Raw genomic sequence first — 13,795 nt, forward strand, 5'->3', positions numbered from 1 at the left:
CCGTATATTGTCAAACTGTATCAAAAAAAACGATAAGATGTCCTATCTCGACAATATCCGTACTTTTGTTCGTGTCTACGATCTGGGCAGCATGTCTGCTGCTGGCCGCGATTTGCGGATTTCGCCTGCTGTGACCTCAGCGCGGATATCGCAGCTTGAGGATCATCTGGGCGTGCGCCTGTTCCAGCGCACCACGCGCAACCTCAGCCCGACCGAGCAGGGCCGGGCGTTCTATCCCGGTGCGGTCGCGGTGCTGGACGCGGTGGATGAGGCCGAGGCGCAGGTGGTCCACCTGACCGAAGCGCCGCGTGGATCTCTGTTTGTTGCAGCGCCATTGGGTGTGGGGCGCAGGTTGTTGGCGCCGCATGTGCCTGATTTTCTCGAGGAATATCCCGAGATTGATGTGCGTTTGCGCCTGACGGACCGGTCGGTAGACCTGACGACCGAGGGGCTGGATTTGGCGTTTTTCATTGGTCAGCCCGAAGACAGCACCCTGCGCATCCGCAAGATTGCCGACTGCCAAAGGGTGCTTTGCGCGGCACCCGATTATGTACAGCGAAGGGGGATGCCGCAGACGGGGGCAGACCTGGTCTCGGGGAAACATGAATGCCTGAACCTGCGCTTTCCGGGCGCGACAGAGTTCCAATGGCAGTTGGAGACACCCGAGGGACCGAGGCGCTTCGCAGTGTCCGGTCGGTTCGAATGCGACGATGGGGACGTGCTGACCGATTGGGCGTTATCGGGGCAGGGGATTGCGATGAAGCCGGTGTTCGAGGTGTCCGAACATCTGAAGGCCGGGCGACTGGTGCCGGTTTCAGTTGAGACACCTCCGGTTCCGGTGCAGATGGCATGCCTATACACCCATCGTCGCCACCAGGATCCCAAGGCGCGTCTTTTCATGGATTTCATGATCGCGCGTATTGGCAAGGTCGTGCGGAGTTCCGAAACTTCGGGTTAGCAAAGGCTCCCGCCCCTGATTGCGCCCTGAGGGCGCTGCACAGCGTTGGGCCGGGCACCGCGGCAAAGCCGCGGTGCGGTCGCGCTGGAGGACGCGAAAAGGGAAATGGAACTTGGGACCGCGACACGCCTGAAAGGCGTGGCGCCCGGCCCAACGGGAGGCGCCCCGGCAGGGGCAGCCGACGGGCGGGAGCCTTGCGGGATGTCTTCAGCTGCCTCGATAGGTTGAGTAGCCATAGGGCGACAATAACAAGGGCACGTGGTAGTGCGCATCCGCGTCAGACATGCCGAACCGGATCGGTACCTGATCCAGAAACAGAGGGTCTTCGGCGACCTGACCTGTCGCGCGCAGGTAGTCTCCGGCAAAGAAAACCAGCTCATAAGAGCCTGTTTTGAAGTCTTCTTGTGGAAGAATCGGGCTGTTGGTGCGGCCGTCGGAATTGGTTTCGGTCTCGGCCAGTTGGCGGCGGGTTTCCCCGGTGATTTCATACAGGGCGATCCGCAGCCCTTGGGCCGGGCAACCGCGTGCCGTGTCCAGAACGTGGGTTGTCAGGTAACCTGCCACGGGGGTCTCCTTTGATTTGCCTTTAGCTTTGTCGCAGTCTGGCGCAAAGTTCTAAATAGTGGAAATGCCGAAAGAACCGGAAACAGCGTTCGGATTAGTTTGATAATCAACCGCGCGTTTCTGGTCTAAGGCTGATGAAACGCACTAGAACGGAAGATGCCATGCAACCGCCTCGATACCCTCGTGACATGATCGGTTACGGAGCCACCCCGCCAAATGCCAAATGGCCCGGCGGGGCCAAGCTGGCCGTGCAGATCGTGCTGAACTACGAAGAAGGTGGCGAGAACAATATCCTGCATGGTGATGCCGCGTCCGAGGCGTTTCTGTCCGAGGTTGTCGGCGTGGCGCCTTGGCCGGGACAGCGCCATTGGAATATGGAGTCGATCTACGAATACGGGTCGCGGGCGGGGTTCTGGCGTCTGCATCGGCTGATGCAGGACGTGCCGATCACGGTCTATGGCGTGGCGACGGCGCTGGCTCGGTCGCCGGATCAGGTGGCCGCGATGACGGCGGCGGGTTGGGAGGTCGCCAGCCACGGCCTGAAATGGATCGAACACAAGGACATGTCCGAGGATGAAGAGCGCGCGCATATCGCCGAGGCCATCCGCCTGCATACCGAGGTCGTGGGTGAGCGCCCGCGCGGTTGGTATACCGGCCGTTGTTCCGAAAACACCGTCCGGCTGGTGGCTGAAGAGGGTGGGTTTGCATATGTGGCCGACACGTATGCCGATGATCTGCCCTATTGGATGCAGACCGGCGGGCGGGATCAGTTGATCGTGCCATATACGTTGGACTGCAACGATATGCGCTTTGCCACGCCGCAGGGCTTCAACTCGGGCGATCAGTTCTACACGTATCTCAAAGACAGCTTCGATGCGCTTTATGCCGAGGGTGAGGCGGGGGCACCCAAGATGCTATCAATTGGATTGCATTGCCGCCTGATCGGGCGGCCCGGACGCTTGATGGCATTGAAGCGGTTCCTGGACTATGCGCGCGGGTTTTCGGATGTCTGGTTTGCTACGCGGCTGCAGATTGCCGAACATTGGGCGGCGCAGCATCCCCCGATGGCGCATCCGAAACCATCGCAGATGCAGCGGGATGAGTTTGTTGCAGCTTATGGTGGCATCTTCGAACATTCCGCCTGGATTGCGGAGCGTGCTTTTGATCTGGAACTTGGTCCGGCCCATGACACGGCGGGAGGGGTGCACAACGCACTGTCCCGCATGTTCCGCTCGGCCTCGGAGCGGGAGCGGCTGGGCGTGTTGACGGCGCACCCGGATCTGGCGGGCAAGCTGGCGCAGGCCAAGCGTCTGACGCAGGAAAGCACGTCCGAGCAGGCCTCGGCGGGGTTGGATGCATTGACGGATGAAGAGCGCGCCGCTTTCACCGATCTGAACCAGCGCTACACTGAGAAGTTTGGTTTTCCCTTCATCATTGCGGTGCGCGATCACGACAAGACCTCGATCCTGCGGGCGTTCCAGCGACGGATCGAACAGGACCGGGATACGGAATTTGCCGAAGCCTGCCGTCAGGTCGAACGCATCGCCGAATTCCGTTTGCGGGACGTGTTGCCCTCATGAGCCGCCGGATCGTCGCCGCGCCGCTGACTGCCGAGGCCTTTGTGCCCTTTGGCGATGTGCTGGAAGTTGCGGGTGAGCCGGACAGGATCATCAATCAGGGGCAGTGTGGCCGATACCATGACCGCGCGGGGCTGGATTTTTCCGATGGTCGCGCAGGGATCAGCCTGTTCAATGCCAATCCGCGAAGTTTGCCGTATCGGCTGGATATGGTCGAACGGCACCCCGACGGCAGTCAGGCCTTCATTCCGATGACGCAGCACCCGTTTTTGGTCATCGTTGCGCCGGATGTAGACGGGCGGCCGGGCGAGCCCTTGGCATTTGTCACGACACACGGACAGGCAGTGAATTATCATCGGGGGACATGGCACGGCGTTCTAACACCGCTGCATGCTCCGGGCCTGTTCGCCGTTGTCGACCGGGTTGGAAAGGGGGCCAATCTGGAAGAGGTCTGGTTCGACGAACCTTATGAGGTTGTGGCGGGCTAGCGGCGGACCCTCCCGCCCGGTCCCTGGCGCATCAAAGATGCTTGGGACCCTTTGGGCCGGGCAGCGCGCGGGCAAGCCCACCCGCTGCAGTAGCGCAGAGGTCAGGGTCGTGCCATCAGCCGGGCGACGTCGAGCATCCGTGCCGAAAAGCCCCATTCGTTGTCGTACCAGCCAAAGACGCGGACCTGATTTTCACCGACCATGCGCGTTTCGGGGCCTGCTATGACCAGCGATTCAGGTCTGGTCCGCAGGTCTGACGATACCAGCGGGTGATCGATCCAACCCAGAACGGCGGACTGTGAGACCGCTTTTCGCAGTTCGAATTCAAACTCGGTGGCGGACATGCCGCGGTTCAGGGTTGCGACCAGATCGACCGCGGACACGCTGGCGGTTGGGACGCGCACCGCTGCGCCGGAAATGCGGCCTGCGAGGTGGGGCATAACCTCATCGATCAGTTCTGTGGCACTGGTGGTCGTGGGGACCATGGACAGTGCCCCGGCGCGCGACCGGGCCAGATCGCCGCGCGGGGCATCCACCATGGGCTGGCTGTTGGTGTAGCAATGGATCGTCGTCATATGGGCTGAGGCGATGCCTCCGATCCCGTCCAGAACCTTGACCAGTGGGGCCAGCCCGTTGGTGGTGCAGGACGCGTTCGAAACGATCCGGGCGTTGCCCAACTGGTCCTCGTTGGCACCCAGAACGATGGTCACCTCGGTGGCGGGCGAGGGGCCGGAGATCAGCACTTTGCCCGCCCCTGCGGTCAGACCCTGACCAGCCACGTCCGAGGTGCGCGCGACGCCGGTGCAATCCATCAGAACGTCGACCCCGGTCAGATCGACACGGGACAGGTCCGGACTGTGGGTGATCGGGATGGTATGGCCGTCAACCTGCAAGGCATCTTCACCGGCCTCCACCGATCCAGAGTAGGGTCCAAAAGTGCTGTCGTATTTGAACAGGTAAGCACAGGTTCCGAGCGGTGCGATGTCGTTGATCAGCACCAGTTCGACATCACTATCCGGCGGCAAAGCCAGCAGCTGCCGCAGGATCGTGCGGCCAATCCGGCCGAATCCGTTGATCGCGAGTTTCATGCGCAAGCTATGGCAGCGGGTTGCGTCGACCTCAATGCCCGTTTCGACCTGAGGTCAGTTGCAGCTGACCTGCGAAAAAAACTGACCCGAGATGTTCTGATACATGCTGGCCCGGAGCGGCTTGCACCCGGTCGCCGCCTGGATGGCTGCCATGGCCTGAATGGTGCGCAGGCGCGGTGGCGGGCCAAACGGGTTCAGGTTGTTGTTGTCCCGGGTTGCGCGATAGACGACCGGAGCGTCCGAGACTTGCGTAACGGCCCATGTACGGCTCATGACGAATACCGATTTGGTTTCTTCTTTGGCGGCAACTGGGGTTGCCTCCAGGGCCGTCAGGCCAACTACAGCTGCCAGTGCCAGCATCGATCCGCGCAGTACCATTGAACAATCTCCAGTGCTAAAAACCGGTGTTATTTCACCAGATTAAAGCGCTTCTGTGAACCCCTGCGCCGGAAAAAGCCGATTTGGCGTCAGCGTTTGGCCAAGGACAGCGGCATGTGCCGGTTCACATCCTTGTAAAGCAGATAGCGGAATCGCCCCGGACCGCCCGCGTAACATGCTTGCGGGCAGAAAGCGCGCAGCCACATGTAATCGCCGGCCTCGACCTCGACCCAATCCTGATTGAGCCGGTAGACGGCTTTGCCTTCAAGCACATAGAGACCATGCTCCATCACGTGCGTTTCGGCAAAAGGGATCAGGCCGCCGGGTTCGAAATTGACGATGTTCACATGCATGTCGTGGCGCAGGTCCTGCGGGTCGGCGAAGCGGGTGGTGGACCAGCGGCCCTCGGTTCCCGGCATCTCAACAGGCGTCACGTCGCGTTCATTGGTGATGATCGGATCGGGGGCGGGCAGGCCGGGGACGGCCTCATAGGCTTTGCGGACCCAGTGGAAGCGGGCAGTTTCTTTGGTGCTGTTGTGCAAAGTCCATTCGCAACCGGCTGGAATATAAGCATATCCACCTGTGTCCAGCTGGTGCACCTCACCGGCCAGTGTCAGCGTCACCGCACCTTCGACAACGAACAGCACGCCCTGCGCCTGAGGGTCGGTCTCGGGGCGGTTACTGCCGCCGCCGGGCTGCACCTCCATGATGTACTGCGAGAAGGTCTCGGCAAATCCGCTGAGGGGGCGGGACAGCACCCAGAGCCGGGTCTTTTCCCAAAACGGCAGCGCGCTGGTTACGATGTCGCGCATCGTGCCTTTTGGGATCACCGCATAGGCCTCGGTGAACATGGCGCGGTCGGTCAAAAGCTGGTCCTGACCGGGGTGGCCGCCTGTGGGCGCGTAGTAGGTGGGGTGTGCCATCGGGTGCCTCTGCTTGGTGGTCGGGGCACTATGCGGGGATTGCCCCGCCGGTCCTAGCGGCAGAGTTGCGATAGGTTTGTTCGGGATAATTTGAAGGTCGCCCAACGGGGCTTGGCCCCGGTTCACGGGCGGTATAGTCTTGAATGCAAATCTTTTTCAGCAAGGCGAGGCGATCATGAAAGCCCGGATTTCTCCTACTCTGGCGGCGGTTGTTATTCTTGGCGCGGCGACGGTCGTCCAAGCCAAGCCGATTTCCCGAATTATCTCGGAAATGGGCCTTACCCCTGCGGATTTCGAAGTGGTGAGCGAAACCGCGGATGCGATGTTGGCCGGATCGACACCTCGCGTCGGCGAAGAAGGCACCTGGGTAAACGACGCAACCGGGTCGAAAGGCACGATCCTTGTCCGTGATGTCCGCGACAATTGCGTTCACCTGCAACACTTTATTCAGCCCGAAGGCACAGACCAGACCCGAGAGGTCAGGACCCGCCGCTGCCGCGATGCGGGCGGCAACTGGATCCTGACGCCCTGATCCGCGATCAGTAGCCGCGTGCCCTGTCGACCTCGTGCAGTAAGGCTTTCCCGGTGGTCAGCCGCTGAAAGTTCTCGCCCACATCCGTCAGAGCCTCGCCCAGATGCCAGCCGGAAACGTGGGGCGTGACGGTGACGCCCGGATGCGCCCAAAGCGGACTGTCCGAGGGCAGGGGTTCCGTTGATGTCACATCCAGTACCGCATGGCCGGGTGCGCCATTGTTCAGCGCAGAGATCAGCGCGGTTTCGTCGATCAAATCGCCCCTGCCGGCGTTCAGTAGCTGACTGCCAGGCTTCATCGCAGCCAAAATCCGGGCATCGAACAGCCCGACGGTCTGAGGGGTCGAGGGCAGGATCGCGCAGACATGATCGCATTGCCCCAGCAATTCCGGCAGGGCTGCGTCGCCATGCAGGCAGGTCACGCCGTCGATCTGCTTGGGGGACCGGCTCCAGCCCATGACCTGAAACCCGACGGCCCGCAGCATCCTGGCGCTGCGCGCACCGATATGGCCCAGCCCAAGAACCCCAACCACCGTTTCGGGTGCAAAAAGCGGGGCCTTGGGCAGCCATTCCGCGCGGTGCTGGGCGGCTTCGTGAAAGACCATATGGCGTTGGCGGCGCAGGACATAGGCCACGAACCATTCGGCGATTTCCTGTGCGGGCGCATCTGGTTTCAAACGCGCCACCCGCACATGGTCCGGCAGGTTGGGGTTGCTGACAATGGTCTCGACTCCGGCACCCAGCTTTTGCACCAGTTGCAGGTTGGGCAGGCGTTTGGGATGGTCGTCGCTTAACCTGACCACCGCAACCACGGTGATGTCGGCAGGATCGCCCAAAGTGTCCGGCGTCCTTACATCCGCGCCGGGGTACAGCTGCCGGATATCGCGGGCAATATCGCTATCGCTGATCCAGTCAGACACCCCGGTTTCGATCAGCAAAGCCATGATGCACCTCCCACTGCCTCAATTTTCGCTATGCCCGGTTACCGAACTGGACATTTTCCCCGCAGCTAAGTCATTCTCGGGCCGAAGGTAAAGCCCGGTCTTGGCGTCGGGTGAGCAGAAAATGTTGAGGCAGTCCATGAGCAGGACATCAGAGCAGAGCCGTCCGGCCTATTTCCATTTGCGCGACGACGGTGCCTTTGTCGGCAACGATCCGGCGCGTGGGCCTTGGTCTGCCGATCATTGCCATGCGGGTCCGGTCAGCGGCCTGATCGTGCGGGCAGCGGAAACCGAGGTTGGCCCCGAGAAGATGCTGACCCGCCTGACGGTCGATCTGCTGCGGCCGCAACCGTTGGCTGGGCTGCGGGTGGCGGCGGAAACCACGCGCCACACCAAGACGCTGGCCACCACACGAGTCACCGTGCACGATCTGGATGACAGGCTCTGCGCCACCGCCACGACCATGCATCTGGCGCGGCGCGATCTGGGACCGGTTCCGAATGTGTCGATGGCTCTGCCCCGGTTGGAAGACGCCGTGACCGGACCATTTCCGATCGGCGAGGTGCGCCACGATCTGCCCGGTTTCGCCAATCACTCTGACGTGCTGTATCCGAAAGGCGGCAATCAGGGGGCCGGTCCCAAAACGGTCTGGATGCGAGTCCCCGCATTGCTTGAGGGCGAGGTGCCATCGCCGATTCAAGCGCTGTGCCCGCTGGCCGATTGTGGCAATGGCATCTCGTGGAACGCGCCAACAACCGAGATGGGATTCATGAACACTGACCTGACTGTCCAGATACATCGTGAGCCGGTGTCGGACTGGCTGGCCTCAGAGTCGATCAGCCACTGGCAACCTTCGGGGATCGGGATGTCTCAATCGGTGCTGTATGACATCGAAGGGCCGGTTGGGACGGCCTTGCAAACAATCATTCTGTTTCCGCCGACCTGATCCTTTGGCCGGTTTCTGCACGTCATCTTTGAATTGCATTGCCGGGCGTGGGTCGAGCCCCTATCTTTCGCCCATGCGCTGGATCGTAACCCTTTTGACCTGCTGCCTGCCGATCCCGGCGATGGCGCACCCGCATGTCTTTATCGACACCGGGTTGGAGTTCATCGTGGACGACTCCGGCCAGCTGACCCATGTGCGCGTGACCTGGGCCTATGATGAGTTCTACTCGTTGCTGGTCCTTGAAGACATGAAGCTGGATCAGGATGCGGACGGTGTTCTGACGGACAGCGAACAGGGCTTTCTGGCCGGTTTCGATGCGCAATGGATGGAGGGGTATAACGGCGATCTGGTCCTGTTCGCGGATGGGGATCCGGTCGCGCTGTCCGGCCCGCTGGAGCCGCAGGCCACCACCGAGGACGGGCGCATTGTCTCATCCCATCTGCGTGCGGTTGATGGCGGTGCCGTGTCGGCCTCTGCGCTGATGGCAAAAGCCTATGACGAATCCTATTACACCGCATACGAAGTGACCCGTCCGGTGACGGTGACAGGCCCCGCGTCATGCCGGATCAGCCGGATTGATCCCGACATTGACGGCCAGCTGGCGCAAATGCAGGCGTTCCTGTTGACGCTGGATGCCGATTACGATCTTGAGGAAAACGATATCCCGCTGGTCGGGGAAAGCTTTGCGACCGAGATTTTCGTGTCATGTCCAAATACCTGATTGTTCCGGTTGCCATCGCCATTGCGCTGCTGCTGTGGTTCTGGGGAAGTGGCGGCTTTGACAGCCTGGCCGCTTGGGCCGCCGGTGAGCAGCGCGAGTTTCAGAACCAGATTGCCCGCGCCCTGCGTGCCGCCCGCGCCGAACAGCCCGAGGCGGTCGCGACTCTGCTGACGGTCTGTTTCGCCTATGGCTTCTTCCATGCGATTGGCCCGGGCCATGGCAAGGTACTGATCGGAGGCTACGGGCTGGGTCGCCGCGTCGCTTTCTGGCGCCTGTCCGCAATCAGCGTGCTGTCCAGTTTGGGGCAGGCGGTGACGGCGGTTGTGCTGGTTTACGCCGGGGTTCTGATCTTTCAGATGTCGCGCGAAAGCCTGGTGGGCACGACCGAGCAGGTCATGGCCCCGATCAGTTACGCGGCCATCGCAGCGATCGGTCTTTGGTTGATGATCCGCTCTGTTCGCAGTTTCGCACGGCGGCATCGAACCGAAACCGCGCAGCAGCATCATGATCATCACGACCATGACCACCATCACCATCATCATGATCACGATGATGGCGTCTGTTCCGGTTGCGGTCACCGCCACGGCCCGACGGCCGAGGAAGTCGCTCAGGTGGGCAGTGTGCGCGAGGCCATGCTGCTGATCGCGGGCATCGCCGCGCGGCCCTGCACCGGTGCTTTGTTCGTGCTGATCCTGACATGGCAGATGGGTATTGCAATGGTCGGCATCGCGGGGGCCTTTGCGATGGCTTTGGGCACAGCAATGGTCACGACTCTGGTCGGCTGGACCTCGTTCGGACTGCGCGGAGGGTTGTTGGCCTCTGCATCGGCCACGCGGTTTGCCTCGGTGCTGGCGCCGACGATCGAACTGGTGGCGGGGCTGATTATCGTTGTGATCGCCAGCGGCCTGCTGATGCGTGCAATCTAGTCGAACACCGGTTCGGGATAGCCAACCCGCGCCAGATACAGGCCCTGCGGCGGGCACACCGGGCCGCAGGCCGCGCGATCCGCCGCTTCCAGTGCATCCCGCACATCCTCAGGCGTCCATGCGCCTGCGCCGACACGCTCCAGCGTTCCCACGAAACTGCGCACCTGATTGTGCAGGAACGAGCGCGCGCGGACGTGGAAATGAACCTCTGGGCCGGAAAACCCCTGAACCTGTTCGACCCGCAGCTCATCCAGCGTTTTGACCGGGCTTGCCGCCTGACAGATCGAAGACCGGAAGGTGGTGAAGTCATGCCGCCCGATCAGCATATCCGCCCCGGCCTGCATCGTATCGATGTCCAGCCGGTGATTAATCTGCCAGACCTGCCCGGCGTCATGGGTCGCGGGCGCGCGGCGCATCAGGATGCGAAACAGATACTGACGCTCCAGCGCCGAGAACCTTGCGTGCCAGTCGTCATCCACCCGCGCAGCCTTCACGATCGCCACAGGTTGCGGCTTGAGATGATAATTCAGCGCCTCGGACAGGCGGAACGGGTCCCAGTCCTTGACCAGATCGCAATGGGCCACCTGACCTAGCGCATGTACGCCTGCATCGGTGCGGCCTGCGGCGGCGATGGTGTGATCTCCGGGCTGAATGCGCGATAGCGCCTGTTCGATTGCCCCCTGAACAGACGGCAATTCCTTTTGCCGCTGCCACCCGGCAAACGGTTCCCCGTGGTATTCGACTTTCAGCGCGTATCTGGGCATGGGCCGCTGGTAACGTGCCGCGCGAAAAGGGGCAAGGGCGGGAAAGCTCTGGCAAGTCCGGCGACCTCTACCTATCTTGAGCGAAACGATAAAAGCGGGGCGACAGTTTGGTCATCTCATCCCTGGCAGACAGTCTTGTGCGCGGCGTCGAAACCGTGGGCGACCGCGTGTCCGAGACATTGTTCGAGCCGGTTATCCGTCTGGGCGTCACTGGATTGGCGCGGTCGGGCAAGACGGTGTTCATCACCTCACTGGTCGCGAACCTGCTGGATCGGGGGCGAATGCCCGGACTGGTGGCGCAACAAGAGGGGCGGATCAACACCGCCTATCTGCAGCCGCAGCCCGACGATACGGTGCCCCGGTTCGACTATGAAAACCATCTGGCCGCGCTGATCGGCCCGCAACCGCACTGGCCTGACAGCACCCGCGCCGTGTCCGAACTGCGCCTGTCTTTCAAGGCCCGCCCCTCGGGTTTGCTGTCCGGCCTGCAGGGGCCGCGCACCGTCCATCTGGATATCGTGGATTACCCGGGAGAATGGCTGCTGGATCTGGCCCTGTTGGACAAGTCCTATGAGGTCTGGTCGGCCGAGACGCTGGACCGCATCGCTGGCCGGACTGAGGCCGCGCCTTACATCGCACAGGCCAAGGCGGCTGAACCAGCAGAAAAACACGACGAACCTACGGCGCAGACGCTGGCGAAGACCTTCGCTGCGTATCTGGGCGCCGCACGCGAGGCCGGGTTCTACGACTGCACGCCCGGACGGTTCCTGTTGCCGGGCGATCTGGCGGGGTCTCCGGTGCTGACCTTTGCGCCTCTGCCTGTCGAGGGCCACGCGCCACGGCGCAGCCTGCATCGGGAAATGGCGCGGCGGTACGAGGCCTACAAGGCGCAGGTGGTGAAGCCGTTCTTTCGCGATCATTTCGCACGGATCGACCGGCAGGTGGTTCTGGTTGACGCGCTGGGCGCAATCCACAAAGGCCCGCAGGCGGTCGAGGATATGCGTCGCGCGATGGCCGATATCCTTGCGGCCTTCCGCCCCGGGCGCAACGCGTGGCTTGCTCAGTTGCTGCTGGGCAAACGGGTCGAGCGTATCCTGTTCGCCGCCACCAAGGCCGATCACCTGCACCACACGCAACATCCCCGCCTGACCCATATCATGGAGGCCCTGACCCGAGACGCTCGGGACCGGGCCAGCTTTGCCGGGGCGGAAACGGCGGCGCTGTCGTTGGCGGCGCTGCGGGCGACGACCGAGGAGATCCGCACGCATGACGGGGCCGACTTGCCTTGTGTGCGGGGCACTTTGCTGGACGGCAAGCAGGCGGCTTTTTACCCCGGCGATCTGCCAGAAGACCCGGCGCATCTGCTGGGCCCAGCGCGTAACGGGGCCGAAAGCTGGTTGCGTGAGGATTTCGGGTTCATGGCCTTTGCGCCCGCGCATCTGACCCTGCGACCGGGCGACGGCCCGCCGCATATCCGGCTGGATCGTGCCGCGCAATTCCTGATCGGAGACCGCCTGTGATTGTCACGCTCCGCCCCGCCCGTACCACCGATGCCGGCAGTATCGGAGAGATCCTGCACGCGTTCTCTCGTGATAACGACTGGATGCCGGTGCTGCATTCACGCGCCGAAACGATCGCTTTCTGCGGGTGGATGATCGATCAGGGTTGGGTCACCGTGGCCGAGGATGACGGCGCGGTTACAGGCTTTCTTGCGCTTAACGAAACGCAGGTCCATTCCCTGTATCTGACGCCCGCCGAGTGTGGGCGCGGGGTAGGGCAGCGTCTGCTGGATCACGCAAAAACCGGGCGGGCCGAGCTTTCGTTATTTGCGTTTCAGGCCAATCCCGGCGCCTGCCGGTTCTATGAACGCAACGGTTTTGCCGAAGTTGCCCGCAGCGACGGGGCGGACAATGATGAAAACCTGCCGGACATCAAATATGTCTGGCGCAGGGAAAGGGTGGCGGATGGCTAAAGGTCCGGTACTGATTGATCTGGATGCGGAAGAGCCCGCAGCTGACGTGGCGCAGGCCCCGCCGGTGCCCGATTTTGCCCCTCTGCAGGGGCAGGCGATGCAGACGGCGGCGCGGCTGGCGGCGCGGAAACCCTCGGCCCTGTCGCGGTGGTTCTGGGGCTTGGCGCTGGCGGTGATTGGCGCGGTGATCACGGTTGCCGCCTGGGACTTCGTCAATTCACTGCTGCTGCGTGCGCCGATCTTGGGCTGGGTCGTGACCGGTTTGATCGGGGCGCTTGTTCTGGTCGCCCTGATCATCGCCCTGCGAGAGCTTGCCGCCATCGGGCGGCTGTCCCGCGTGGACGGGATGCGGCACGCTGCCGACGTCGCTCTGGCCGAAGGTGATCTGGCGCAGGCTCGCGTGGTCACCAACCGCCTGATCGCGTTCTACAAAGGGCGCGACGAAACCCGATGGGGCCGCGACCGTCTGACTGAGCGGATGGGCGAGCAATTCGATGCCTCGACCCTGCTGACGTTGGCCGAAGACGAACTGCTGGCCCCTCTGGACGCCGCCGCCAGCCGCGAGGTCGAAGCCGCCGCCCGGCAGGTGGCGACCGTGACTGCGCTGGTGCCGCTGGCGCTGGCGGATGTTGTGACGGCGCTTGCGGCGTCGTTGCGGATGATCCGCCGGGTCGCTGAGATTTACGGTGGCCGCGCAGGGTTTCTGGGCAGTTGGCGCCTGACGCGGGCGGTCTTTGTGCATCTGGTGGCGACCGGGGCCGTGGCTGTGGGCGATGACCTGCTAGAGCCGGTTCTGGGCGGATCGGTTCTCAGCAAGCTGTCGCGCCGGTTTGGCGAGGGGCTGGTGAACGGCGCGCTCAGCGCGCGGGTCGGCGTTGCCGCGATGGAGGTCTGCCGTCCGCTGCCGTTTTCCGATCGGCACCAACCCTCGACGCGCGGGATGATCAAACGGGCGCTCAGCGGGTTGTTTTCGAAAACTTGACCTGACGCAAGGTCCCCTGTCCCGCTGGCGTGCATA

16 protein-coding genes are annotated in these 13,795 nt (G+C 62.6%); 10 read left to right on the top strand and 6 right to left on the bottom strand.

The features are described from left to right. Nucleotides 1-37: 37 nt before the first annotated feature. Nucleotides 38-958 (top strand): LysR family transcriptional regulator, encoded by a 921-nt coding sequence (locus ACOQFT_RS02650; protein ID WP_421596514.1) that lies wholly within the window; start codon nucleotides 38-40, stop codon nucleotides 956-958. Nucleotides 959-1,165: 207 nt separating this feature from the next. Here ACOQFT_RS02650 and uraH read toward each other — a convergent pair whose 3' ends face one another. Beyond that, nucleotides 1,166-1,522 carry a hydroxyisourate hydrolase gene (gene uraH / locus ACOQFT_RS02655; protein WP_421596515.1) on the bottom strand — a complete coding sequence of 119 codons (357 nt, stop codon included), beginning with the start codon at nucleotides 1,520-1,522 and terminating at the stop codon, nucleotides 1,166-1,168. A gap of 161 nt (nucleotides 1,523-1,683) precedes the next feature. Here uraH and puuE point away from each other — a divergent pair, with 161 nt between their 5' ends. Beyond that, nucleotides 1,684-3,102: an allantoinase PuuE gene (gene puuE / locus ACOQFT_RS02660; protein ID WP_421596516.1), complete on the top strand. Its 1,419-nt coding sequence runs from the start codon at nucleotides 1,684-1,686 to the stop codon at nucleotides 3,100-3,102. Beyond that, nucleotides 3,099-3,587: an ureidoglycolate lyase gene (locus tag ACOQFT_RS02665; RefSeq protein ID WP_421596517.1), complete on the top strand. Its 489-nt coding sequence runs from the start codon at nucleotides 3,099-3,101 to the stop codon at nucleotides 3,585-3,587. The genes puuE and ACOQFT_RS02665 overlap by 4 nt, the downstream gene beginning before the upstream one ends. A gap of 101 nt (nucleotides 3,588-3,688) precedes the next feature. Here ACOQFT_RS02665 and ACOQFT_RS02670 read toward each other — a convergent pair whose 3' ends face one another. The 3 genes from ACOQFT_RS02670 to ACOQFT_RS02680 all read right to left on the bottom strand — a co-directional run bounded on the left by ACOQFT_RS02670 (nucleotide 3,689) and on the right by ACOQFT_RS02680 (nucleotide 5,976). Continuing rightward, the gene (locus ACOQFT_RS02670; protein ID WP_421596518.1) at nucleotides 3,689-4,675 is read right to left on the bottom strand and encodes a type I glyceraldehyde-3-phosphate dehydrogenase; all 987 of its coding nucleotides are present in this window, start codon (nucleotides 4,673-4,675) and stop codon (nucleotides 3,689-3,691) included. Nucleotides 4,676-4,729: 54 nt separating this feature from the next. Next, a complete protein-coding gene (locus tag ACOQFT_RS02675; RefSeq protein ID WP_170404021.1) occupies nucleotides 4,730-5,053 on the bottom strand; it encodes a hypothetical protein in 324 nt (107 codons plus the stop codon). 89 nt (nucleotides 5,054-5,142) lie between these two features. Beyond that, on the bottom strand, nucleotides 5,143-5,976 hold the full coding sequence (locus tag ACOQFT_RS02680) for a bifunctional allantoicase/(S)-ureidoglycine aminohydrolase (RefSeq protein ID WP_421596519.1): 834 nt from the start codon (nucleotides 5,974-5,976) through the stop codon (nucleotides 5,143-5,145). Nucleotides 5,977-6,151: 175 nt separating this feature from the next. On the opposite strand from ACOQFT_RS02680, the gene ACOQFT_RS02685 reads away from it, so the two are divergent. After that, nucleotides 6,152-6,508, top strand: coding sequence for a hypothetical protein (locus ACOQFT_RS02685; protein WP_421596520.1), 357 nt, complete (start codon nucleotides 6,152-6,154; stop codon nucleotides 6,506-6,508). 7 nt (nucleotides 6,509-6,515) lie between these two features. Here the strand turns inward: ACOQFT_RS02685 and ACOQFT_RS02690 are convergent, their stop codons facing one another. Next, on the bottom strand, nucleotides 6,516-7,451 hold the full coding sequence (locus ACOQFT_RS02690) for a 2-hydroxyacid dehydrogenase (RefSeq protein WP_421596521.1): 936 nt from the start codon (nucleotides 7,449-7,451) through the stop codon (nucleotides 6,516-6,518). A 136-nt stretch (nucleotides 7,452-7,587) separates the two neighbouring features. Here ACOQFT_RS02690 and ACOQFT_RS02695 point away from each other — a divergent pair, with 136 nt between their 5' ends. From ACOQFT_RS02695 to ACOQFT_RS02705, 3 genes are all read left to right on the top strand, one after another. Then, on the top strand, nucleotides 7,588-8,394 hold the full coding sequence (locus tag ACOQFT_RS02695) for a thioesterase family protein (RefSeq protein ID WP_421596522.1): 807 nt from the start codon (nucleotides 7,588-7,590) through the stop codon (nucleotides 8,392-8,394). Between the two features lie 73 nt (nucleotides 8,395-8,467). Further along, nucleotides 8,468-9,115, top strand: a complete 648-nt coding sequence (locus tag ACOQFT_RS02700) for a DUF1007 family protein (protein ID WP_421596523.1) — start codon at nucleotides 8,468-8,470, stop codon at nucleotides 9,113-9,115. Continuing rightward, complete coding sequence (locus ACOQFT_RS02705; RefSeq protein ID WP_421596524.1) at nucleotides 9,100-10,041, top strand: nickel/cobalt transporter; 942 nt, start codon at nucleotides 9,100-9,102, stop codon at nucleotides 10,039-10,041. The genes ACOQFT_RS02700 and ACOQFT_RS02705 overlap by 16 nt, the downstream gene beginning before the upstream one ends. On the opposite strand, the gene truA is transcribed toward ACOQFT_RS02705, so the two are convergent. Then, complete coding sequence (gene truA / locus ACOQFT_RS02710) at nucleotides 10,038-10,805, bottom strand: tRNA pseudouridine(38-40) synthase TruA (protein WP_421596525.1); 768 nt, start codon at nucleotides 10,803-10,805, stop codon at nucleotides 10,038-10,040. The two genes, ACOQFT_RS02705 and truA, sit on opposite strands and share 4 nt — an antisense overlap. Before the next feature lie 107 nt (nucleotides 10,806-10,912). Here truA and ACOQFT_RS02715 point away from each other — a divergent pair, with 107 nt between their 5' ends. From ACOQFT_RS02715 to ACOQFT_RS02725, 3 genes are read left to right on the top strand one after another with little or no spacing between them, the layout of a single operon-like run. Next, nucleotides 10,913-12,325 (top strand): YcjX family protein, encoded by a 1,413-nt coding sequence (locus ACOQFT_RS02715; protein ID WP_421596526.1) that lies wholly within the window; start codon nucleotides 10,913-10,915, stop codon nucleotides 12,323-12,325. After that, nucleotides 12,322-12,777, top strand: a complete 456-nt coding sequence (locus ACOQFT_RS02720; protein WP_421596527.1) for a GNAT family N-acetyltransferase — start codon at nucleotides 12,322-12,324, stop codon at nucleotides 12,775-12,777. Before ACOQFT_RS02715 ends, ACOQFT_RS02720 begins: the two co-directional genes overlap by 4 nt. Continuing rightward, nucleotides 12,770-13,759, top strand: coding sequence for a YcjF family protein (locus tag ACOQFT_RS02725; protein WP_421596528.1), 990 nt, complete (start codon nucleotides 12,770-12,772; stop codon nucleotides 13,757-13,759). Before ACOQFT_RS02720 ends, ACOQFT_RS02725 begins: the two co-directional genes overlap by 8 nt. Nucleotides 13,760-13,795: the final 36 nt, after the last annotated feature.

The organism is Ruegeria sp. MALMAid1280, from assembly GCF_049195285.1.
Lineage (GTDB): Bacteria > Pseudomonadota > Alphaproteobacteria > Rhodobacterales > Rhodobacteraceae > Ruegeria.

What these genes read in the sequence shown, in the direction of transcription:
- ACOQFT_RS02650 (WP_421596514.1), top strand. Translation starts at nt 38, where the DNA reads ATGTCCTATCTCGACAATATCCGTACTTTTGTTCGTGTCTACGATCTG.
- puuE (WP_421596516.1), top strand. Translation starts at nt 1,684, where the DNA reads ATGCAACCGCCTCGATACCCTCGTGACATGATCGGTTACGGAGCCACC.
- ACOQFT_RS02665 (WP_421596517.1), top strand. Translation starts at nt 3,099, where the DNA reads ATGAGCCGCCGGATCGTCGCCGCGCCGCTGACTGCCGAGGCCTTTGTG.
- ACOQFT_RS02670 (WP_421596518.1), bottom strand. Translation starts at nt 4,675, where the DNA reads ATGAAACTCGCGATCAACGGATTCGGCCGGATTGGCCGCACGATCCTG.
- ACOQFT_RS02675 (WP_170404021.1), bottom strand. Translation starts at nt 5,053, where the DNA reads ATGGTACTGCGCGGATCGATGCTGGCACTGGCAGCTGTAGTTGGCCTG.
- ACOQFT_RS02680 (WP_421596519.1), bottom strand. Translation starts at nt 5,976, where the DNA reads ATGGCACACCCCACCTACTACGCGCCCACAGGCGGCCACCCCGGTCAG.
- ACOQFT_RS02685 (WP_421596520.1), top strand. Translation starts at nt 6,152, where the DNA reads ATGAAAGCCCGGATTTCTCCTACTCTGGCGGCGGTTGTTATTCTTGGC.
- ACOQFT_RS02690 (WP_421596521.1), bottom strand. Translation starts at nt 7,451, where the DNA reads ATGGCTTTGCTGATCGAAACCGGGGTGTCTGACTGGATCAGCGATAGC.
- ACOQFT_RS02695 (WP_421596522.1), top strand. Translation starts at nt 7,588, where the DNA reads ATGAGCAGGACATCAGAGCAGAGCCGTCCGGCCTATTTCCATTTGCGC.
- ACOQFT_RS02700 (WP_421596523.1), top strand. Translation starts at nt 8,468, where the DNA reads ATGCGCTGGATCGTAACCCTTTTGACCTGCTGCCTGCCGATCCCGGCG.
- ACOQFT_RS02705 (WP_421596524.1), top strand. Translation starts at nt 9,100, where the DNA reads ATGTCCAAATACCTGATTGTTCCGGTTGCCATCGCCATTGCGCTGCTG.
- truA (WP_421596525.1), bottom strand. Translation starts at nt 10,805, where the DNA reads ATGCCCAGATACGCGCTGAAAGTCGAATACCACGGGGAACCGTTTGCC.
- ACOQFT_RS02725 (WP_421596528.1), top strand. Translation starts at nt 12,770, where the DNA reads ATGGCTAAAGGTCCGGTACTGATTGATCTGGATGCGGAAGAGCCCGCA.